This window comes from Priestia sp. GS2, from assembly GCF_036409025.1.
Classification (GTDB): domain Bacteria; phylum Bacillota; class Bacilli; order Bacillales; family Bacillaceae_H; genus Priestia; species Priestia aryabhattai_A.
In genome coordinates, this window is sequence record NZ_JAZGJX010000001.1 from 1,743,269 (window position 1) to 1,766,127 (window position 22,859).

Annotated in this window: 21 protein-coding genes; 17 read left to right on the plus strand and 4 right to left on the minus strand. The window is 37.3% G+C overall.

Translation table 11 applies throughout. From position 1 onward, the window contains the following. Window positions 1-59 precede the first annotated feature (59 nt). From V2145_RS09150 to V2145_RS09165, 4 genes are all read left to right on the plus strand, one after another. Window positions 60-905: a hypothetical protein gene (locus V2145_RS09150; protein ID WP_094910105.1), complete on the plus strand. Its 846-nt coding sequence runs from the start codon at window positions 60-62 to the stop codon at window positions 903-905. A 50-nt stretch (window positions 906-955) separates the two neighbouring features. Beyond that, window positions 956-1,102, plus strand: coding sequence for a hypothetical protein (locus V2145_RS09155; RefSeq protein ID WP_330988151.1), 147 nt, complete (start codon window positions 956-958; stop codon window positions 1,100-1,102). Window positions 1,103-1,196: 94 nt separating this feature from the next. Further along, a complete protein-coding gene (locus tag V2145_RS09160) occupies window positions 1,197-2,210 on the plus strand; it encodes an acyltransferase family protein (protein ID WP_330987601.1) in 1,014 nt (337 codons plus the stop codon). Window positions 2,211-2,225: 15 nt separating this feature from the next. Then, the gene (locus V2145_RS09165; RefSeq protein WP_100347784.1) at window positions 2,226-3,563 is read left to right on the plus strand and encodes an MATE family efflux transporter; all 1,338 of its coding nucleotides are present in this window, start codon (window positions 2,226-2,228) and stop codon (window positions 3,561-3,563) included. A gap of 51 nt (window positions 3,564-3,614) precedes the next feature. Here V2145_RS09165 and V2145_RS09170 read toward each other — a convergent pair whose 3' ends face one another. Together V2145_RS09170 and V2145_RS09175 are read right to left on the minus strand one after the other, a co-directional pair. After that, on the minus strand, window positions 3,615-3,794 hold the full coding sequence (locus V2145_RS09170) for a DUF4083 family protein (protein WP_025911003.1): 180 nt from the start codon (window positions 3,792-3,794) through the stop codon (window positions 3,615-3,617). A gap of 203 nt (window positions 3,795-3,997) precedes the next feature. Next, the gene (locus V2145_RS09175) at window positions 3,998-5,422 is read right to left on the minus strand and encodes an aminotransferase-like domain-containing protein (protein ID WP_330987602.1); all 1,425 of its coding nucleotides are present in this window, start codon (window positions 5,420-5,422) and stop codon (window positions 3,998-4,000) included. Window positions 5,423-5,522: 100 nt separating this feature from the next. Here V2145_RS09175 and V2145_RS09180 point away from each other — a divergent pair, with 100 nt between their 5' ends. Next, window positions 5,523-6,125: a LysE/ArgO family amino acid transporter gene (locus V2145_RS09180; protein WP_100347782.1), complete on the plus strand. Its 603-nt coding sequence runs from the start codon at window positions 5,523-5,525 to the stop codon at window positions 6,123-6,125. A gap of 45 nt (window positions 6,126-6,170) precedes the next feature. Here the strand turns inward: V2145_RS09180 and V2145_RS09185 are convergent, their stop codons facing one another. Further along, on the minus strand, window positions 6,171-6,374 hold the full coding sequence (locus V2145_RS09185) for a hypothetical protein (protein ID WP_094910099.1): 204 nt from the start codon (window positions 6,372-6,374) through the stop codon (window positions 6,171-6,173). Between the two features lie 175 nt (window positions 6,375-6,549). On the opposite strand from V2145_RS09185, the gene fbpA reads away from it, so the two are divergent. Further along, complete coding sequence (gene fbpA, locus V2145_RS09190) at window positions 6,550-6,732, plus strand: Fur-regulated basic protein FbpA (protein WP_094910098.1); 183 nt, start codon at window positions 6,550-6,552, stop codon at window positions 6,730-6,732. Here the strand turns inward: fbpA and V2145_RS09195 are convergent. Further along, entirely contained in the window at window positions 6,718-8,757 is a 2,040-nt protein-coding gene (locus V2145_RS09195) for a sigma 54-interacting transcriptional regulator (RefSeq protein WP_311858163.1), read from the minus strand. The two genes, fbpA and V2145_RS09195, sit on opposite strands and share 15 nt — an antisense overlap. Window positions 8,758-9,013: 256 nt before the next feature. Between V2145_RS09195 and V2145_RS09200 the strand changes: the two genes are divergently transcribed. The 11 genes from V2145_RS09200 to V2145_RS09250 all read left to right on the plus strand — a co-directional run bounded on the left by V2145_RS09200 (window position 9,014) and on the right by V2145_RS09250 (window position 22,770). Then, window positions 9,014-10,432 (plus strand): YfcC family protein, encoded by a 1,419-nt coding sequence (locus tag V2145_RS09200; protein ID WP_094910096.1) that lies wholly within the window; start codon window positions 9,014-9,016, stop codon window positions 10,430-10,432. Between the two features lie 17 nt (window positions 10,433-10,449). Next, window positions 10,450-11,622, plus strand: a complete 1,173-nt coding sequence (gene iadA, locus V2145_RS09205; RefSeq protein ID WP_094910095.1) for a beta-aspartyl-peptidase — start codon at window positions 10,450-10,452, stop codon at window positions 11,620-11,622. Window positions 11,623-11,641: 19 nt separating this feature from the next. Next, a complete protein-coding gene (locus V2145_RS09210) occupies window positions 11,642-14,152 on the plus strand; it encodes a cyanophycinase (RefSeq protein ID WP_311858165.1) in 2,511 nt (836 codons plus the stop codon). A 61-nt stretch (window positions 14,153-14,213) separates the two neighbouring features. Continuing rightward, window positions 14,214-14,354 (plus strand): hypothetical protein, encoded by a 141-nt coding sequence (locus V2145_RS09215; RefSeq protein ID WP_165932543.1) that lies wholly within the window; start codon window positions 14,214-14,216, stop codon window positions 14,352-14,354. Window positions 14,355-14,527: 173 nt separating this feature from the next. Next, on the plus strand, window positions 14,528-15,802 hold the full coding sequence (locus V2145_RS09220) for an AAA family ATPase (RefSeq protein ID WP_311858167.1): 1,275 nt from the start codon (window positions 14,528-14,530) through the stop codon (window positions 15,800-15,802). 82 nt (window positions 15,803-15,884) lie between these two features. Next, the gene (locus V2145_RS09225) at window positions 15,885-16,172 is read left to right on the plus strand and encodes a hypothetical protein (protein WP_330987603.1); all 288 of its coding nucleotides are present in this window, start codon (window positions 15,885-15,887) and stop codon (window positions 16,170-16,172) included. 338 nt (window positions 16,173-16,510) lie between these two features. Beyond that, window positions 16,511-17,158 (plus strand): RNA polymerase sporulation sigma factor SigH, encoded by a 648-nt coding sequence (gene sigH / locus V2145_RS09230; RefSeq protein WP_061785188.1) that lies wholly within the window; start codon window positions 16,511-16,513, stop codon window positions 17,156-17,158. Between the two features lie 397 nt (window positions 17,159-17,555). Next, complete coding sequence (htpG, locus tag V2145_RS09235) at window positions 17,556-19,433, plus strand: molecular chaperone HtpG (RefSeq protein ID WP_330987604.1); 1,878 nt, start codon at window positions 17,556-17,558, stop codon at window positions 19,431-19,433. A 92-nt stretch (window positions 19,434-19,525) separates the two neighbouring features. Continuing rightward, window positions 19,526-20,272 carry an alpha/beta hydrolase gene (locus V2145_RS09240; RefSeq protein WP_205687709.1) on the plus strand — a complete coding sequence of 249 codons (747 nt, stop codon included), beginning with the start codon at window positions 19,526-19,528 and terminating at the stop codon, window positions 20,270-20,272. 290 nt (window positions 20,273-20,562) lie between these two features. Continuing rightward, window positions 20,563-21,294: an SDR family NAD(P)-dependent oxidoreductase gene (locus V2145_RS09245; protein WP_131887599.1), complete on the plus strand. Its 732-nt coding sequence runs from the start codon at window positions 20,563-20,565 to the stop codon at window positions 21,292-21,294. Between the two features lie 210 nt (window positions 21,295-21,504). Continuing rightward, window positions 21,505-22,770: an MFS transporter gene (locus V2145_RS09250; protein WP_330987605.1), complete on the plus strand. Its 1,266-nt coding sequence runs from the start codon at window positions 21,505-21,507 to the stop codon at window positions 22,768-22,770. Window positions 22,771-22,859: the final 89 nt, after the last annotated feature.

A 22,859-nucleotide genomic window follows, 5' to 3' on the forward strand; every position in this document is an offset into this window, starting at 1 on the left:
ATCCTGATATGGTGCTATAATGTAAATAACGAATGATTATAGTAAAGCAGGTGAAATGAATGGATCTAGATTATAAAGAAAAAGCATCGCATCATGCGATGGGATTTGAATCAAGCTACGACTATTATGATGAACAGTACAAGATTAACGACAATCCAACTGTTTGGCGCTATATGAATGCAGATCATTTTGAGTCCTTGCTATCTACAAAGTCACTATTTTTCACAAAGCCTACTGCGTTTCTAGATCCACTTTCTACGAACTACACGATGTGGAATATGCGCGATGTTAATAAATCCATGTTTGCAAATACTGAAGATTTAAAAAGCTACCTTAAAAATATCTATGAATTTTCAGCACTGTCCTCTTGGCATATAAATGAGCATGAATCAGCAGGCATGTGGGATTTGTTTTTAAAGTCTCAAGATGGCATTGCCATTCGTACGACATATGATCGATTATTAGGAAGCATTAAGGATTTGCGTTACAAAGTTTTTGCACGTAAAGTTCAGTATATTGACTTTGCTAAAGAACAAGTAAGTGAAAACATCTTTGATACCCTTTTTTATAAGCGGAAATCGTACAGCTATGAAAACGAACTGCGTCTGCTTATTATCGCAAGTCGTATTGACGCATGGAAGAGCCAGCAGCTATTTATTAAAGAAGAGATTTATGCCGGGGAATGGCAATCGCGTATGGACGCTTTAAAAGAAAGATCTTTTGCATTTTCGCATCTGCACGGAAATCTTGTACGCTGTGACCTTGCTCATTTACTTACAGAGGTATACGTATCACCCAAGAGTTCTCCTGCTTTTGTTCAAAAAATAAAAGCGTTATTAAGCGATCACGGCTTAGCTTATAAGGATGTTATTCAGTCTGATTTAGCAAAAGACTATATATATTAACCGTATGAAATCTCTCTCCTCACTCCATTATAAGAATGGAGGTGTAGATGATGAAGCAACCGGTTGTAATCTGTCCAAAATGTCAGTCTGCAAGCGAATTAGGGTCTGTGTTAACCGCACAGTCCAATCAAAACGTCATTTATCATTGCTCGCAATGTGGCTATCAGCTTCGCAACGTGTATACGAATAAAGGTTGAACTAACAAGAAAAGTCAAGGTGTTGATACGCTTTGACTTTTCTTGTTGTTCGTAGTTCAATAAGTTTTATAGTTAAAAAGAAAGGGTACTTCACATGAGAGAACATAAGAGGTGGGTTGACGTCCTTAAGGGGATTGGCATTTCTGCTGTCGTTATAAGTCACAGTGGACACGAACTGGCGCATCATTATCTATTCTGGTTTCATATGCCGCTATTTTTTATGATTAGCGGCTATTTATTTTTTAAAAAACAAAGTCTTAATTCATTAAATAGGTGGGTTGTCAAAAAAACGATTAGCCTTATGGTTCCATACTTATCATTTGGGCTTTTGATTCTAGGATATATTACATGGAAGACTAATGACTTTGCGGCTATTCCTTCCACTGTAGAATCCCTTCTATATGGAGGAAGAGCACTAGGCTTTTATTACGGCGTTTTTTGGTTTGTTCCATGCTTACTTTTAACACAAATTTTATTCGGCTATTTGCTTTTCTTTATACAATCCAAGCTAATAAAAATAGTTATTTTTATGACCATCTATGTAATGGCATATTTGTATTCTGTTTCAAAAATTCACACACAGTTTATTATGCCTTGGAGTATGGATACAGTTCTCATGGCTATGACTTATTATGCAATTGGCTATTTCTTTAAAGAACGATTAACTACTGGACTCAATAAAATTTCGCAGCTAGTCTGTAGCGTGTTTATTCTTTTAGTCATTTTATTAGATTACAGCAGGCTGTTAAACTACGAGCTGGATTTAAAAGTGAATATGTATAATCATTTTGGTCTTGATCTTTTATTGCCAATAGCTATTGTTTTGCTATTGATACAAGGCAGCAAACTTATTCAAAATAGTATATTGGGCGCAGTGTTTGAGAAATTTGGACAAGCATCTTTAACGATTATGTTTTTACACGTTCCAATTCAAATTATTTTGCGTGAAAATATTAGTTTGCATCCGCTTATCATTGGAGTCGTTAGTTTACTAATCAGTTTTTGTGCCCATATGATTTTTAATTCTTTTTTAGTTGCCAGACGAGTTTTCTTAGGCAAAATCTATGGAACAAGCAAAGAAAAGAATAGGAGTTATTATAGTCACTAAAGGAGTTTTAGTTATATGAAGCAATACAATTTTACTGAAGGCTCAATCTTAAAGCAGCTCATTTTCTTTTCAACGCCAGTTCTACTAACGAACTTGCTTCAGGTGTCTTATCAGTTCATAGATAGTCTATGGGTTGGTAATTTGTTAGGATCAGATGCTTTAGGAGCTATTGCGGTTTCAGGTACCGTTATTTTTACGATCTTATCATTTATTATTGGAATTAATAATGCCAGCTTAACGATTTTATCTCAGCAAAAAGGAAACGATGATGAAGAAGGGCTATCTCGTTATTTAAATGCGTTTGTTGTGATATTATCGGCTTTAGCAATCTTACTTGGCGTCATTGGCTTTTTAAGCTCAGAGACAATCTTGAAGTTACTGGGCACTCCTGAAACAATGCTTGTCGACGCTACAACATACTTACAAATTAACTTTGTCGGAATTTTATTTTTGTTCGGGTACAACTTTATCGGTACTGTACTACGAGCAGTAGGAGATAGTAAAACCCCGCTGCGGTTTGTGTTTATCTCGGTTATTTTAAATGCTGTGCTTGATCCAATCTTTATCTGGACGTTTGATTTAGGTATTGCAGGAGCTGCGTATGCAACTGTTTTATCTCAGGGCTTTGCATTCATTTACGGCATCATTTATATTCTTAAAAAGAAGCTTGTACCGTTTTCACGTCCTGCTCTGCCAAAGAGGGAAGAAACAGTGCTTATTTTCAAGCTTGGTATTCCGTCAGGTTTACAAATGACGGTTATTTCAGCTGGTGTTATGGCAATTATGAGCGTCGTTACATCCTTTGGAAACGATGCAGTTGCAGGATTTGGCGCAGCTCAACGCTTAGATAGTATTCTTATGCTTCCAGCGATGGCGCTTGGAACCTCTGTGAGTAGTATGGCAGGGCAAAACATTGGTGCAGGAAAGTGGAGTCGAGTGAATCAAATTGGCCTATATGGAGTTATATATAACTTTGCAATAATGATGCTTGTAGCTGTGGTTATCTTTTTCTTAGCAGAGTGGGCGACTCGTCTATTTATTGAAGACGAAGGAGCCGTGGCGTTTGGTACACATTACTTAAAGGTTGTCGCTTTCTTTTATCCGTTTCTTGGTATTAACTTCATTCTAAATGGAGTTGTAAGAGCATCAGGAGCGATGTTTGCGATTCTTGTGTTAAATATTGTTTCTTTTTGGGTACTGCGTTATCCACTCACTTATTTATTCGCTAAGTGGCTAGGTGAAACGGGCATCGGACTTGGCATGGGTACAAGTTTTGTAATAAGCAGCATTATCGCATTTGTTTATTACAAATATGGAAAGTGGGATCAAAAACAAATTTTTGCTTCTAAATAAAGCACTATAAAACCCCTCTTATTGTCTTTGGAAATAAGAGGGGTTTTATGATTAGTGCTTGTCTTTATTTAATTTCTCAGTAAGCTCTTTCACTTGTTGTTCTATTTGGTTAAGCTGTTTTCTGCTCTTTAAAAATGAACGAAACAAAAATACTAGAAGTGCAATAAACAAGATAATAAGTCCAAAAGTCACGAGTTGAAATATAATATCACCAATATTGTACGTACTCATACAAAATAACCCTCCGTTAAAAATGAAAATATGACCATTATTTTAACATAAAATTACATATAAAAGTAGGTGGAATAGTAAATTGATAGTATAAATAGAATTAAGATTCTAAGTTAAAGGCAGAATGAACAAAAGTAACAGCTTTGTACTCTGCTTCATTCTGCCTTTATCCCAATCTCGATAAAATATCTCTTGCTTCATTTTTAATATTCGCTACACACTTCAAATAAAATATCTAACCCCTTTTCTAGTTCCTCTAATGACGCGTACGCATACGACAGACGAATATGATATAAATCCCTTGTTTCATAAATATAGCCGGGATTAATTAGAACATTTCGCTTTAGCAAATTAAGAAATAGTGCTTTATTAACGATTGGCTTCTTAAATTTAAGCCATATAAAAAATCCGCCTTCAGGTTTTTCCCAGTTTGCTAAGCTTTGAAATTTTTGATAGAGAATCTTTTCTACAAATTCCGCTCGGATTTTTAGCTGTTCTCGCAGCTGTCCTAAGTGATTCTCATATAACCCTGTTGATAGCCAGTGCGCCACAATCTCTTGAGAAAAGGCGCTAGATCCATAATCTGTTTGCATTTTTATATCTGCTAGCCGTTCAATTACAGGGTGAGGAGCAACAACCCATCCAATTCGTAAACCAGGGCTAAGCGTTTTTGAGACGCTACCAATGTATAAAACTTGTCCGGACGTATCCAGCGCTTTGATAGGTTCAATCCCTGAAGTAAATAGCAGCTCGTGATAGACGTCATCTTCAATGATAGGAATCTGGAGTTCTTTGCACGTTTGATAAAAGGCTATTCTCTCCTCTAAAGTCCAACTATAGCCTGTCGGATTATGCAAAGTAGGTACACAATAAAACAATGACTGTTTATTTTTCTTAAGCCTACGTAGATGTTCGGGTAGGTTCTTACCTCTTAAAACGGACATAACGCGCATGCCTGCAGACTGAAAAGGATGTACTGAATTCAAATACGATGATTGTTCTTGAAAGACAAGTGATCCTTTTTCTAATAGCCCAACCGCAATTAGCTGAAGTGCTTGAAGGGCCCCAGAAACAATTAAAATATTTTCAGGCGTTGTATAAATTCCTTTTTTCTTTAAGTATGTACATAAGGTTGTTCTTAGAGCTTTACTGCCCCTTGGTGATGAATAGCCAATTGCTTTTGATTCGAGCGAAATTTCTTTTAACGACTCTTCAAGCTGCTTTGTTGGAAGTAAATCTGGCGATAATTCACCTGTTCCAAGTCGAATAATATGATCAACTTGTTCATATTGGTTAATAAGCTGAATGGTATGGTAGTTTGGTTCATGAACGCTTCCTTCAATATACTGCTGCCAATTCGGATTTGTTTTGTTTACAAGAACGTTCCAAGAACTATTGCTTACAAATACTCCAGAGCCTCTTTTAGATTGAAGTAAACCATCTGCACGAAGTTCATCAAGAGCCAGCTGCACCGTGCTTCGGTTTACATTAAACTGGGCTGCAAGCTGGCGCTGTGTTGGAATTTTCGTTCCTACGCACCAGTCGCCTTTTTCAATTCTCTCCTTTATCCAATCGATAATTTGGTCGTGAAGAGTTAAGTGTGAATGTGTATTTGGCTTCCAGTCCATGCAATCTCCTCTAAATTGGATGGGTAAAAAACCATCCAATTGGTTGTTTTCTTTTTAATCTATCATAGTAAGATAGTGATTGAAAGGAGGTTATTGATGGATGGAAGCTATTTTTCATGGAGTTCTTTTAGCATTAGGTCTTATTTTACCTTTAGGCGTGCAAAACGTATTTATTTTCTCTCAAGGAGCTACGCAAACGCAATTTGTCCGAGCGTTACCGGCAACGATTACAGCTGCAGTATGTGATACGTTGCTAATTTTATTAGCTATCTTTGGATTATCTGCTATTGTATTTCAGTTTGAGTGGATTCGAGTTGCTTTAATGAGTGGAGGTAGCTTATTTCTACTATATATGGGTTACACTATTTGGACGTCTGTACCAAAAGCAGATGGGAATTATCACGTATTAACAACTCGTGAGCAAACTTTATTCGCTTTATCGGTTTCTTTACTCAACCCGCACGCAATTTTAGATACGATTGGTGTAATTGGAACAAGCGCACTAAAATATAGCGGTGCAGAACAAGCCTTGTTTACGGGAGCTTGTATTGCCGTATCGTGGCTGTGGTTTATCAGCCTTACGTTTGCTGGAAGGGTGATAGGGAAAATTGACCATACAGGTGGTTTTATGAAGCTGCTAAATAAATTATCTGCTTTGTTTATATGGGGAACTGCTGTTTATTTAATAATAGGAATCTTTTAGTCTAAAACAAAAACAAGCATCTGACAGAGAACATCAGATGCTTGTTTAGCGTTCTTTTTTACCTTCATGTTTCTCTGCAGCATTTTTCGTGACGATTATTCCCGTTAATCCAGCCGTCATACTAATGAGAAAGCTCCATAAGAGGTAGCGCCACTCTCCTGTAAACAGCGCAACGCACAAAAAGACAAGGAATTGCCCGATAAAAGCAAACCACGAAGCGAACCATGCTAAGCGCATATGTTCTTTCATTACATCACTCCAAAGCATTTCATCTTTTTTTCACGGATTCTACGTATTCTATGCTTATTCAATCTTTTTCATTTCATGTTTTTAATCGTAAACATCGGGTAAAGATAGAGAGTGCTTACAAATATAAGATAATGACAATAGAGAAAAAAAACAAGCAACGAAAGGGGAATCGGTCATGCAATCCTATGAACAACACCTAGAAACCCAGCGTGAACGAGTACTACATCAGCTCATTAATTACGGATGCTACAAAGCAAAAGATGGTCGGCACTTATATGAGCTTTCTATGCTGGAATTAAAAAAGATGTACACAGAAATTCAAAAGCAACGTATCAACTCCGTACTAGGAGAGCGCTAACTCAAGCTTTTCAGCCGCTACATAACCTTTTTGAGTTAATTTTGTTCCACCACGTCCTTTTTGCTTCATCACTAATCCTTTTTCTTCTAACATCTCTAAACGATAGCGTACCTGCTGCTCAGAAAGAGGAGTGTGGGATGCTTCAGTAAACTCAACCAAACGCTTGCGGCTAGGAGTGACTCCTTGCTTAGTTAACGCATAAATGCCGCTCAATAAAATTACCTCATCCATCCCAAACTCTTCAAGGCTAGAATCTGACTGGTTCTGGTCTTTTTGATAATCATTTAGTTCAAAGAAGCTGTTAGAAGGTAAATCATCAGTCGTAACTTCATTCTCGTCACAAACAGCTAGCATATATTCCACCGTATTCTTTAATTCTCGTACATTTCCATACCAAGGGTAATGAGACAAGGCCTCAATCACTTGTGGTTGAATATAAACATCCGGCTGTTCACTTTCTTGAATAAAACGCTCCATCAAAATAGGTAAATCACCAGTTCGTTTTCGCAAGGGTGGAAGTTCTAAATATAGCACTTTCAATCGATGGTATAAATCACGGCGAAACGTGCCTTCGGTAATCATACTTTGTAAATCACAGTTTGTAGCTGCGATAATCCGAACATCAATAGGAATATTTTTGGTTCCACCAACTCTTCGAACCTCTTTTTCTTGCAGCACACGCAATAGTCTAGCCTGTAGTTTGGGACTGCTGTCACCAATTTCATCTAAAAAAATGGTTCCTCCATGCCCTTGCTCAAAAATCCCTTGTTTTCCACCTTTTTTCGCGCCGGTAAACGCACCTTCTTCATAACCAAAAAGCTCACTTTCTAGTAAATCCTCAGGGAGTGCACTAAAGTTTACAGCTAAGAAAGGTCCGTGTTTTCGAGCCGATTCATTATGGATAGCACTAGCAAACAACTCTTTTCCTGTGCCGCTTTCTCCTTGAATTAATACAGCTAAGTTTGTGCGAGCAAGCTTGGCAGCCGTTTGTTTTGTACCAGAAATAATACTACTATCGCCAATAATATCTGAAAAATGATATTTTGCAATGTAGCCTTTTTTTATTAGTTCTTTCCGGGCTGCGTTTTCAATCGCAATCGTGTCTTTTACACTTTTGAATGTAGCAACGACGGTTTGATCGCTTTCTAATAAAAATCGATGCACAACCACATCTATATCATCTAGCGTAAAGTAAGCGTCATTGCTTTCTTTTTGCTTAAGTAAAAAGTCGATAAGCGATGAGTTTTTAAAAACCGTATGAATAGATTTTTGTAGCGCATACGCTGACGGAGTAGCAGTCATTTTTTGGAGGCCGTCATTAAATACCGTGATTTTACCGTCGCGATTAAAAGCCAAAATCCCATCATTGACTCCGTTTACCACTTTTTTCAAATGGTTGTTTAAGTGGTCTGTTTGTTTATTGAACTCAGCAATATTTTGACCAAGCTCAATAATTTTTTTTATATATTTTTCTGAAACGTCTTGATCAAGCTCATTAACAAGGTTAAGTTGTTGTAAGATTTGATAGATAGTTGAGATGTCAATTAACCGTACCCCTATATCAATTACATGAGGGATGGAAGGAGGAACAAAAGCAAGTTCTCCAGGCGTAATGGCTACATCGAACGTTATTTCAATAGATGCATTAGGGAAGTATGGATAATACTCAATATGGTCAATTCCGAGCTTCATTAGTGTGTGGATAGCATCAGTTGTGCTAGCGGGAAAATCATTTACATAAAGCGCTTTCGTTCCTGGAGGCAAAAAGAACAGCTGATCAATATATTCATAGTTAACCGTTCGTTTCGCTACAATAACATCACAGCTGCTGCTAATTCTTCCTTCTACATCTTCTTCAATTAGGTAAGAGGATAGTACAACCAGCTGATTTTCAAATTGATGAGGCAAACCTTCTTCGATTGAATAACTCCAAATATGAATTGAGTTTCCTAAAATATCATTAAGCTGCGTTGTTAGCGCTTTTTTTGTCTCTTTTGTTCCACAAATTAATACAAGCTCCTTCATTATTTTCAATCCACCTTTAATGGTTGTTTTAGGTTCTTAATAAAACCAATTGTATATAAAAATAAACAAGAATAATAGCTTAAATTAATGAAATAGTCAAAAAATAATCAATTTATCCTAGATTTTAAGGTTGGCACGTAAATTGCAATTAAAAAAGGTGTACGGCAAGGAGGAATAATGTTGGTTTTTGTCAAAACACAAAGAAAAACAGAAGTGTTGATGACGTATTTTGTTACTAATGAAGGGGAGAAAAGAGATGAGTGAGTTAAACCGAGAGAAAGTCGTGTCGAAAAAAGCAAAGAAAACCGGTAATATTAACGTTTTTGCTTTACTGCTAGGGGTTTTAGTAATTGCCACCATTTTAACGAATGTATTGCCTGCCGGTGAATATAGCCGTATTGAACAAGATGGCCGTACACTTGTTGATCCAGATTCGTTTAAGTGGATCGATTCTACGCCAGTTGGTCCGTTTGATATGGTAAAAGCCATTCATACTGGTATGACAGAAGCAGCTGATATTATCTTTTTCGTTTTAATTATTGGTGGTTTTTTTGGTGTATTAAGTGTTACAGGTACGGTAGATTTACTAATTGCGACTATGGCAAGAAGGCTTGCAACGCGTGAAAAGTTACTCATTCCCGTTATGATGCTTTTCTTTGCTGTCTGTGGATCGTTAATGGGAATGGCGGAAGAAACGCTTGCTTATATCCCATTATTAATACCGCTAGCGCTAGCGCTAGGTTTTGACGTTATGACAGGAACAGCTATCGTATTAGTTGGTGCTTCCGCAGGTTTTACAACTGCCGTTATGAATCCTTTTACCGTTGGAATCGCACAAGGTATCGCTGAGCTTCCTCTATTCTCTGGAATGGGCCTTCGCTTAGTTACATTTGTGCTTGTATATGCTGTATCAGTTTGGTTTGTCTACCGCTATGCAATGAAAGTAAAAAAAGATCCGTCAATCGGCTTTTATGGTAAGTATAGCAAAGAAGATGCAAATGAGCTTTTACAATCTGGAAAAAGATTAGAGAGAAAGCACAGATTTATTTTAGGTGCTTTTATGCTTAACTACGTTGTATTAGCATTTGGTGTTATTAAATATCAATGGTACATTACTGAAATTGCTGCGTTATTTATTATTTTAACAATCGCTATTGCAGTTATTGGACGCCTTTCGGTTGATGATACCGTTAAAGCTTTCACAAGCGGGGCAGCTGCACTAATTGGTGGAGCGCTTGTAATCGGTGTATCTCGTGCAACGCTTGTTGTGTTAGAGCAAGGACACATTGTTGATCCTTTACTATTCCAAGTATCAGAAATGATGAAAGATGTTCCGGGCTATTTAAGCGTTATCGGAATGTACAATTTCCAAGCAGCTATTCACTTTATCTTAGCATCAGGTAGCGGTCACGCGATGCTGACAATGCCAATCATGACTCCGTTAGCGGATTTATTAGATATCACACGTCAAACCGCTGTTTTATCATTCTCGTTTGCCGATGGAATCGGGAATATTATCTTCCCTACAGCAGGTACGCTTATGGCGGGTCTTGCTATTGCAGGAATTCCATGGACAAAGTGGGCTAAATGGATTTTACCGCTTGTTTTAATACAATATGCAATTGGACTAATTACAATTGTAATTGCTCATATGATTGGGTACGGTCCGTTTTAATAGAAGGAGAGATTTACATGCTTACACTTTTAAAGAATGGAGAAGTCTATGCGCCTCACTACTTGGGGCGTAAAGACATTCTTTTAGTCAATGACAAAATTGGATATATCGAAGATGAAATTACTGTTCCAGAAGGATTTGTGTCTATAGAAGTTATTGATGCATCTGACTTTATCATCACACCTGGCTTCATCGACTCCCATGTTCACTTGATTGGCGGAGGCGGCGAAGGAGGATTTAAAACGCGCACGCCTGAAATTCAGCTAACAGACTTAACAACTGCTGGTATCACAACGGTTATTGGTTTACTAGGAACAGATGGCACAACTAGAAGAATGGAAAGTCTGCTTGCAAAAGCAAGAGGACTAGATGAAGAAGGCATTACAACGTTTATTCATACAGGCTCCTACCAGGTACCTGTTAAAACATTAACAGATAAGATTGAAGATGACATCATTCTAATCGATAAAATTATTGGTGCAGGAGAAATTGCAATTGCAGATCATCGTTCATCCGAGCCTACGTTTGAGGAAATGACGAAGATTGCTTCGGCTGCTCGTAACGGCGGTATTTTATCTGGAAAAGCAGGTATAGTTGAGGTTCACGTTGGTGATGGAGCTGACAAACTGTCACTTCTTGAACAAATTAAAGAAAAAACAAACATTCCTATTCGTCACTTTCATCCAACGCATATTAATCGAAATGAAGATTTGTTTGAAGCAGGAATTAACTTTGCGTTAAACGGTGGGTATGTAGATTTTACAACAAGCACAATCCCACTGTTTTTAGAAGAAGGTGAAGTGAAGTGTAGTAAGGGACTTCGCATGATGCTTGAACGCGGTGTAACTATTCGAAGCATTACGTTTTCTTCTGATGGCCAAGCAAGCCTACCGTCATTTAATGAAGACGGAGAATACATAGGCGTACAGGTCGGAAAGGTTCACTCTTTATTTGAAGAAGTAAGAGATGCCATTTTAGAGGAAGGGATTCCAATGGAAACGGCACTTCAAGTTATCACATCAAACCCTGCTCAGGTATTAAAGCTGCAAGATAAAGGCACCATCGCTCTAGGAAAAGATGCTGATTTAGTATTGTTGAACAAAAATGATTTAACGATTGATACTGTCATTGCTAAAGGTCAAACAATGGTTCAAAACAAAGAAGTGATTGTGAAAGGAACCTTTGAATAAATCGAAAAGGATGATGTACATGAAAAAGAAGTGGATTGCAGCTGCAACAATTGCAGCTTTGCTACCTTTTAGTCCGTTAAAACCAGCAGCTGAACAACTTGACGACAAGAAAATCAAAGGAAATCTGGTTATTGCTGGAGGTGCCCTTGGTTCATCAAATAAAGCGGTTTATGACAAGTTTATTGAACTTGCAGGTGGTACTAAAAATGCCAAAGTCGGTATCATCCCGGCAGCTAGCGGCTCGTTAAAGTCTTCTGCAGCCTTTAAAAAAGATATGGTTACACTTGGAATAAACCCAGACTCTGTTGAAATTCTGCCACTTTCTAATCATGATTTTTCAGGCACAGCAGAAGATGAAAGCAAGTGGGCAGCGAACAGTAACACCGACAAAGTCGCTAATCAAATCAAAGATTTAACAGCTGTTTGGTTTGTTGGAGGCGATCAGGTGAAGATTGTCGATACCCTGCGCGATGGCAATAAAGATTCAAAAGCTCTTAAAGCCATTTGGGAGATGTATGAAGAAGGTGGCGTAATCGGTGGAACCAGCGCTGGTGCTGCTATTATGAGTGACGTTATGATCACTGGAGGAGATAGTTTAGGTGCGTTAAAAGGTCAAAGTGCTAAAGCTAATAAAGAGGAATATGAGCCTTTGACTGTGGGAAAAGGACTCGGTTTTTTCCAGCACGGCATTATTGATCAGCACATGAACGAGCGTGCTCGATATGGTCGATTAACTGTTGCTGCAGTAAAGCATGAGCAAAATCCAAAACAAAACTTTGCTTACGGAGTAGATGAAGATACAGCAATGGTTGTGTCTAACGAAAAAGGCACTGTCGAAGTCGTTGGCCGAAGCGGGGTGTTCTTAGCAGACGTAAGCCAAGCAACAAGTAAAGAAGATAAACAAAACGGTTTTGAAGTGAAAAACGCTAAAATCAGCTATTTATCGCCTGGAGATAAAGTGAATATTGATGCAAAGACTGTTGACGTGTCCAGCACAAAATATCTTACAAACGGAGAGGAATACTATACGTTCAAACCGCTTCCAGCAACTGGAGTATTTACTCCGTATGGTCGTTTGCAAGCTTACTTATCTTACTCACTAGTAGACAATCAGCAAACAGATCCCATTACAAGTCAACTGCTTGATAGTAAAGGAAAAGGCTTTAAGCTTACATTTAAAAAACAAAAAGATACGAATGGATATTGGGGATATACAGATGGACAGAAGGATCAATATTCTTTTGTAAATGTTCAAATGGATATTAAACCTATGAAGGTATCTATGAGCGGTTCTAAAAAGGATAATAGCTATCAATCTCCGTCGTTTAAAGCAAAAAATGTTCCACAAGAAAAAGTAAGTGGAAATTTATTAATTGCGGGTGGAGCTGTTGGAGAAAGCAATGAGCTTTACGGAAAATTTGTTGAAGAAGCTGGTGGGAAAACGAAAGCAAAGGTTGGAATCATTCCAGCAGCTAGCGGTTCGTTAAAGTCTTCTGAAGCATTTAAAAAGAAGCTTATTTCAATTGGAGTAAATCCGGATAATATCGAAATTTTACCAATTGCAAGCGCTGATTTTTCAGGCACTCCTGTAGATGAGTCTACATGGAAAAGCAATATGAACAGTGAAGCTTTAGCCAATAAAGTTAAAGGTCTATCGGGTATTTGGTTTGTTGGTGGCGACCAAACTCTTATCACAGGTTCCCTATTAAAAGAAGACGGCAGCCGTTCTACGGTATTAAACGCAATTTGGGACATGTATAAAAAAGGTGGCATTTTAGGTGGGACAAGTGCTGGCGCTGCTATCATGAGCAATACGATGATTGCTGGTGGAGACAGCTACAATACGTTAACGAAAGGATTTGTTGATTCGTATGATGGCATGGAGCAGCAAGAACTTGGACCAGGATATGTGGAACAAGGACTTGGTTTCTTCCAATATGGTATTATTGATCAACATTTTGAGCAAAAAGCGAGATTAGGCCGCTTGGTAGCAACGTCTTATGAGTTGGGTAAGAAAGGTGAACGCTCATATGGTATTGACGAAGATACAGCAATGCTTGTTCACAACAAAACAGGTGAAGTCGAAGTGTTAGGTAGAGGAAAAGTAACGGTGGTGGATATAGATAACGCAAAGGCAAGCAAGCACACGCCACGCAGTTATGAAGATATTTCTTTATCAGCTTTATCACCTGGTGATACGATTAACGTAAAAACAAACAAAATAACGGTATCGGAGACGAAGAGTGAAACAATCGGTGCAGAGTACAGCAATGCGAAAACAGCACCTAACACAGGTGTCTTTTCACCACACGGCTTGGTAAATCAGCTTATTGGCTATGATTTAGTAGATAACGAAGCTAATTCATCAGTGAAAAGCTATAGTTTAAACGGTAGCTCGGGCTTTGAGCTTGAATTCGCCAAAACGAAAAAAACTTCTGGTTACTGGGGATATACAGATGGACAGCGAGACAGCTACTCCTATGAAAACGTATCGTTATCCATTAAACCAATTACAGTAAAACAAAAATAAAAGGACGGTTATGGTTTTCCTTTCTTCGTACACACTACCTATTATGGAGGTGACGAAGAAAATGGAATCTAAAAATCAACACTTCGAGCCCGCTCACATTACAGACGAAATGCACAGCGTTATTAAGCGCATGGAAGAGCAGTTTGAAATGAAGCTTGGAAAACGTGTAGCACTTGTTGCATATGAAGCAGAAGAAAATTAACGAAGAAAAAGAGCATTGAATCCTTATCAATGCTCTTTTTCTTCGTTTTACTGTCGAATAGTTTGTTCTATTATTTTATTGCTTTCACATGCTCTAAAGTTATGTACATAAAAGAAGTCAATACATGTAAAATGTTGTATAATTAGACATATTAAACCTGAAGGAGACACTACATGATCAAAACGAAACAATCCTTAGTTCAATTTTCAACTAAAACAATTGATGAAGCACCTGAATACTACAGCTATGCACTTCCTGTTCAAAAGATTAAAGAGTATTTAAAAACAAAAACAGGTGACGATTTTCAACTATATGTAGATAGCGACACGTCTAATGAGATTTGGGAAGTACTTGAAGAAGATCTAGATCTTCATCCTGAAAACGTTACGGAACTCGCTTCCATTTTTGACTGCTTAGAAATGGGCATTATCTCGTCCAATCATACTGATAAAGAAATGGAACTGATTTTAAAACCATCGCTTTACAATCACCTTTATTATTATGAAAAGCATAACGTAGCGCTTGTGCGCATGCCTTCTTTTCAAAAGAACGAATTGACTCAGTATGACTATATTTTGGCATCAAGCGAAGAAAGTTTATCATCCTTTTTAGACTATGTGTTAAAACGTAAGCGAGACTATATTAAAGATTACGTGACCATTTTTATCGATACAGAAGATGGTGTTGAAAACCGTAAAGAGAAGATTACAACGCTCGTTAAACGAGACGACGTTTTTTTAGAAGATAAGCTCAAAAATCAAATCTATCGTTCTATTGACGAATTTTTCACAAACGGTGGAGAGTTTTTTCATACATATCAAATTCCATATAAACGTGGGATTTTATTGTACGGAAAGCCTGGGAACGGTAAAACAACGCTTGTCAAGTCAATTGCAACGAGCATTGAAGCTCCCGTTGCCTATTGGCAAATTACAGAGTATACGTCCAGTTATTCGATTCAAGAAGTATTTTCTTCGGTTGCAAAAATGAGCCCTATGGTACTCGTTATTGAAGATATCGACTCTATGCCTCAAGGAATTCGTTCTGTGTTTTTAAATACTCTTGATGGTGCAACATCTAAAGAAGGGATTTACTTAATCGGAACAACAAACTATCCAGAACGCATTGATCCTGCTCTTATTAACCGCTCGGGACGATTTGATCGTGCTTATGAGATTAAGCTTCCAACATCCAAGCTTCGTGAACAATATCTTATGAAGAAAAACAGCAGGGATCTCCTAAAGGTGGAGGAAATTAGCGAGCTTGTTTCTGTTACAAATGAATTTTCGTATGCGCAGCTTAACGAGCTATATAACAGCATTGCTCTTCAAAAACATTATGAGGATAATGTAAACATCATCGACATTTGTAACGAATTAAAGGCAGATAATAAAAAAGGCAAGCGTAATGCTTGGTCGAATAACGATGAAGCGAATATCGGATTTTAAACTAATACTTCTTTGAAACATAAAAAACAATTTTACGTTTTAATTGTAAAGTTGTTTTTTTCAAAGATTAGGAGACTCAGTGATGAACCTTTTTTACTTTAATCAGGAAAACTACACGGGTAATCATATGCACGTGGATAACTGGCAAGAAGAGAACATTAAGTATTTAGAAGGGATTGCTTTGGAGCGAAGGGATGGCACGATGGATTTGTTTTTCCAAGAAGTCCATCTACTCTCGAACACGATGAAGCAAAAAGGATACATCCATGAAACGTTCGGCATTTTTTTAGGGAATGCCAAAAGCCCTGAGGGTGTTTGGAACCTCTTTTCTCAATGGCTTCAAAATAATCATTTAAATAATCATTTATAAGCAGTCGTTTTTTAGCTACATAAGGCGATTCGACAGAGCTTGCTAATAAAAGTTGAAATTTTCAGAGAAAAATATTAGAATTTTTTGTAAACACTTTCACATTTCGACAACGTTTTCGAAAAAGGGTGTGTATACTAGTATCCAGGGAGAGGCATTCAAGGGAATAAGTTTGACGTCACCGTTAATTGATGTGTGCATTGGGTTTTCAAACTAAACAGTATTCATTCTAATAAACGGACACTACGTTTTATGTCGCTTTGCCATGATGGACCCTTGAAAGAAAAGCAGAGAATAGCAATCTACATCAACATTCAATAGAGGTCAACGGGGGGATATAAATGAGTATTCACATTGAGTTAAAGATGATGAGAAACTACGAAATACTAGAGGATATGACACTGGTCGAATTAGCACACACAGGCGATGATGAGTCGCTCAACCATTTAATTAATCGCTATCGTAATTTTGTACGAGCAAAAGCACGTCCATACTTTCTTATCGGTGCTGAGCGAGAAGATCTCATTCAAGAAGGTATGATTGGCTTATATAAAGCGATTCGTGATTTTAAAGAAGATAAAACGAGTTCATTCCGAAGCTTTGCAGAACTCTGCATTACAAGGCAGATCTTAACAGCTATCAAAACAGCGACTCGTCAAAAGCACGGACCGCTTAACTCATCCGTGTCCTTGGACAAGCCGCTTTCGGATGATGAATCAAACTATACACTTTTAGATTTACTGTCAGAGGAAAATCGTACAAACCCTGAAATGATGCTAATTAACCGTGAAAAGTCACTTGATATGCAAATGAAAATTTCTGAATTATTAAGCGAATTGGAGCGTAATGTACTCAACCTGCATCTAGAAGGCAAATCTTATTTAGAGATTTCAAACGAACTACAGACGCATGTAAAATCTATTGATAATGCTCTGCAGCGTGTGAAGAAAAAGCTCGAGCGTAATTTACAAATTAAGCAAGCAATTTAACTGGGAAAGCAGTACTTAGGCATAAACTAAGTACTGTTTTTTTATTGTTCAATTAACCAACCATTTTTCATCTCAAAATCAGTGGAAAGACTAGCAGAATAGAACTTGTCTAATTCCACCATATTTTACCTTGAAATGTGCGTTAGTCTAAGGTTATTAACCCATACAAAAATTTCCATATGCATATACTAGATTTCTTGAATAGCTATTTTAAGTTAAAAATCGACCTTATCACTAAAGTGATAAGGTCTTTTTGATTATTTGAATATCACAGAAACTATTTTACCCCAAATCTATTGACATATTTATGAAAAATATGATAATTAAATAGTAATTAGCACTCTAGGACAAAGAGTGCTAATTACTACATATTCATGCAACAGGAAGGAGATTTTTTATGACAAAGAAAGAATTTAAAGCTGAATCAAAACGACTGCTCGACATGATGATTCATTCAATTTATTCTCAAAAAGAAATTTTCTTACGCGAGCTCATTTCAAACGCAAGTGATGCGATTGATAAAATCTATTACAAAGCGTTAACAGATGAATCACTATCATTTGAAAAAGATCGCTACTTTATTAAAGTAACGGCAGATAAAGAAAAACGTACGCTTACTATTAAAGATACAGGTATTGGCATGACGCAGGAAGAGTTGGAAAACAACCTTGGCACAATTGCGAAAAGCGGCTCTTTGGCGTTTAAAGCTGAAAATGAAGCAAAAGATGGACACGATATTATCGGTCAATTTGGCGTTGGTTTTTACTCAGCATTTATGGTTGCTGATGAAGTAACTGTAACGTCAAAAGCACTTGGAAGCGATACAGCTTACCGCTGGAATTCAGAAGGAGCAGACGGCTATACGATTGAGCCTTGTGAAAAAGATGAAGTTGGTACAGAAATCGTCTTAACGATTAAAGAAAATACGGAAGAAGATCAGTACGACGAATACTTAGAAGAATACCGTTTAAAAGCTATTATTAAAAAGTATTCAGACTTTATTCGCTACCCAATTAAAATGGACGTTACTGAGAGTAAACCAAAAGAAGGCAGCGATTCTGAGTTTGAACAGGTAACGGAAGAACAAGTCATTAATAGCATGGTGCCAATTTGGCGTAAAAATAAGAGTGAGCTAAAAGATGAGGATTACGACGCGTTTTATCAAGAAAAGCGCTATGGCTTCGACAAACCGCTGAAACACATTCATATTAGCGTAGATGGAATGGTACGTTATAATGCAATTTTATATATTCCGGAAACAATGCCTTTTGATTATTACTCTCCTGAATACGAAAAAGGCTTAGAGCTTTATTCAAGCGGCGTATTAATTATGAATAAAAGCGCAGACCTTCTTCCAGACTACTACAGCTTTGTGAAAGGACTTGTGGATTCGGAAGATTTATCATTAAATATCTCACGTGAAATGCTGCAACATGACCGTCAGCTAAAACTGATTGCGAAAAACATTAAAAATAAGATCACGAGTCAGTTGAAGTCACTGTTAAAAGATGACCGTGAAAAGTATGAAACATTTTTCGGCACATTTGGACGTCAACTTAAATACGGCGTGTACAGTGACTTTGGGGCAAGTAAAGATACGCTAAAAGATTTACTATTATTCTATTCATCAAAAGAACAAAAGCTTGTAACTCTTAAAGAATACATTGATCGTATGCCTGAAGAGCAAAAATATATCTACTACGCGTCTGGTGAATCCTATGAACGCATCGCAAAAATGCCACAAACAGAGATGGTTCTTGATAAAGGCTATGAAATTCTTTATTTCACGGATGAAGTAGATGAATTTGCAATTAAGATGCTAATGTCTTACGAAGATAAAGAATTTAAATCTGTTTCAAGCGGTGACTTAGGAATTGAGGCAGATGAAAAAGAAAACGCAAAAGAAGAAGAAGCTGATAGCAAAGAGCTTCTTACGTATATGAAAGAAACGTTAGCAACAAAAGTGAAAGATGTTCGATTATCTAAACGTCTAAAAACTCATCCTGTTTGCTTATCAACCGAAGGTGACGTAACAATCGAGATGGAAAAAATCTTAAAAGCAATGCCAAATAACCAGCAGGTACAAGCGGACAAGATTTTAGAAATCAATCCAAGTCACAGCGTGTTCCAAGCCTTAAAAACAGCGTTTGAGCAGGATAAAAAAAAAGCAGAGCTTTACACAAATCTCCTCTACAATCAAGCCCTTCTTATTGAAGGTTTACCGCTTGAAGATCCGGTTGAATTTACAAACAATATGTGTAAAGTGATGGTATAACGCAAAGGAAGCAGAAATGCTTCCTTTTTTCAATGCAAAAATGTAACGGTTTACAAACGGTTTTTGGTAAACTGAAAGTGGGAGGGATTTTTATGACAAAATATCCAATACTTGAAGGCGCAGAGCCATTTTACTTTGAAGGAAACGAAATTGGTATTTTAGTATCGCACGGTTTTACAGGTACTACACACAGTATGAGGCCATTAGGGGAAGCTTACCACAAAGCTGGCTATACGGTTTGTGGTCCCCGTTTAAAAGGGCACGGCACGCACTACGAAGATATGGAAACATCAACTTATCAAGAATGGATTCAATCACTAGAAGAAGGCTATTCATGGTTAAAAGAGCGCTGCCACACCATCTTTGTTGTTGGTTTATCAATGGGAGGGACATTAACGCTTTATATGGCAGAAAATTATCCTGAAATTAAAGGCATTGTGCCAATTAACGCAGCGATTGATATTCCTGCTTTAAACCCACAAGCATTCGAAGCGGACCCTCATACGCGTTTTCTTGACTCAGCTGGCTCTGATGTAAAAAAAGAAAACGTAGATGAAATCGGCTATGACAAAACGCCTGTTGCGTCACTTAAAGAGCTATATAAGCTGCTTGGACTTGTTAAAAATGATTTACCTAAAATTACGTGCCCAACCCTTATTTTTGTATCCACAGAAGATCACGTTGTTCCACCGCTAAACAGCACATACATAGCTGAAAACATCAGCTCAGCTGAGAAAAAAGCTATAACGCTTGAAAATAGCTACCACGTGGCAACATTAGATAACGATCAGCAAATTATCATTGATGAATCATTAAAATTCTTTAAAAACTACCAATAAGTAAAGAGCTCTTCACTTAAATGAAGAGCTCTTTACTTATTTTTAATTAATTTTACGATGTTAAGAACTCTCCAAGCTGCTGCTCCAAAAGAAAGCGCAAGCAATGCCAGAAGGATTGAAATTCTTAAAAAAGTACCCACAATTAGTTTACCTCTACTGGTACTACGAAATTGTTTCTTTTGAAAGTTTCACATTCAACACCTATATGTTCCCTATTACGGCTGTTGAAGAATGAACATAATCTGGTAGAATTTGAGAATAACAGTTAATTCAAAAAGGAGTGATGCTTAATGTTGTCAAAAGTACATGTGATTGTAACTGGGGCAGGAGCTGGGATAGGGAAAGAAATTGTCACATCATGCTTAAATGAAGGAGCGCGTGTTGTCGCTTGTGATATCAACGAAGATTCATTAAATGAACTAAAGGCTTCATATTCAACTAATAAATTGTCTACATATAGAGTTGATATTGCAGATTATGACAGCGTGAAAAACTTCTTTAAACAAATTACAGCTACATTCCCAGGAGTTAATGCTCTAGTTAATAACGCTGGAATTTATTTAGCACAAAATTTACTTACATATTCAGAAGAAGACATTAACAAAGTAATAGATGTTAATGTAAAAGGCTCAGTTTATTTTTCTCAGCTTTTCGGAAGATACCTCATCGAAAAACAAGCGTATGGCACAATTGTTAATATGTCTTCAGTTTCAGCATTAGAAGGAAGTTCCGATGCTCTATACGGTTTATCTAAAGCTGCTATACTCGGATTAACAAAAAGTTGCGCTATGAATTTTTCGCCGTATATACGAGTCAATTCTGTGGCTCCAACAATGGTGGATACATCTATGATGGATAGCATTCCAACGTGGCGCAAACAAGAGTATTTGGAACACCAGCTAATTAAAACACCGGTTTTTCCTCGTGACGTAGCTGATACGGTAGTATTTTTGTTATCAGATAAAGCCAAGCATTATACAGGAGCTACATTTGATCTTAATAACGGTGGATATTTACGTTGAAGTAAAATTTCAGTAAATAAATTGACTATCCCGCAGACTTATGATGAGTCTGCGGGATTTTTTTAAAAGAAAACCTTCTCAATAATGTGTTTAAATTTTCTAAAAACTATTGAAAGATAACGCTTTCTTTGATAAATTATATGTATTAACTTTTTACTAAAAATTTAGTGAAAATGAGTAAATATTACATAATAGGGGATGGATTTACGCATGAAAACTATACTAAACAAGGATTATTGGATTTTTGGCTTGTTTTTTGCCCTTTACTTCTTTATTTGGGCAGCATGTACACCATTTTTATCAATTTGGCTACAAAATGTTGGGGGATTAAGTTCAACTGAAGTAGGGATTATCTTTTCAGCAATGGCCATTTCAGCACTTTGCTTGCAGCCGTTTTTCGGAATTATTTCAGACAAGCTAGGTCTGCGTAAAAACTTACTGTGGGGTTTTATTATTTTATTAGTATTTATTGCACCGTTTTTTATCTACTTATTTCCGTATTTATTAAAAACAAATATCATTCTTGGAGCAGTTGTTGGAGGCGCTTACCTTGGTGCTTGTTTTAACGGTGGATCTGGAACAATTGAAGCTTACATCGAAAAAGTTAGTCAAGTAAACTCGTTCGAGTATGGACAAGTTCGTATGTTTGGTTGCATCGGAGCAGCTACGGGTACGTACTTAACAGGGGCATTTTTCGCCACAAACCCTAACTTAATCTTCATCATTAGCTCAGTTGTAGCGGTAGTGTTAGGTATTCTGTTCTCGTTTGCGAAAACGAAGCAAACCAATTTAGGAACAACAACCGAAGAAATCGAAAAACAAAAAGCAGAAGCAACATCAAAAGAATCGGTATTAGCTATCTTTAAAAATAGAAAGTTCTGGTGGTTAACACTTTACGTTGTTGGGGTAACGTGCATTTACGAAGTGTTTGACCAACAGTTTGCGATTTACTTTACGCATTTCTTTAGCACCGAAGCAGAAGGTACACGCGTTTTTGGGAACCTTTACACAACTCAAATTATCATGGAAGCAGTTGTTATGCTCTTGGCGCCGTTCTTCATTCGTAAAATCGGTGCAAAGAACGCTTTAATCTACGCAGGTGTAATCATGTCGTTTCGCATTTTGGGTTCGAGCTTTGCGGACGGCCCAATTATGATTAGTGCGTTAAAGCTTCTGCATGCAATAGAAGTCCCTGTTTTACTGGTTGCTATTTTTAAATACATTACAGCAAACTTTGATATTCGCTTATCCGCAACGATTTACTTAATTGGCTTCCAATTCTCAAAACAGCTAGGCGCTATTTTCCTTTCTGCAATTGCAGGGAGCATGTACGATACGGCCGGTTTTAAAAACGCTTACTTGCTGTTAGGGTTGATTGCTATCACGTTTACAATCATTTCAATGTTTACACTTTCAAGTGATAAAAAAGAAAAAAAGAAAGAACAAAGAGATCCAAGACTGGTTAACGCAGTATAAGAGAAGTCCTCGCAGTGATGCGAGGACTTTTTTGTTGTGAAAGCATTATATGGAATAAAGATGTTAAAATTCAATAAAAAGGAAGTTTT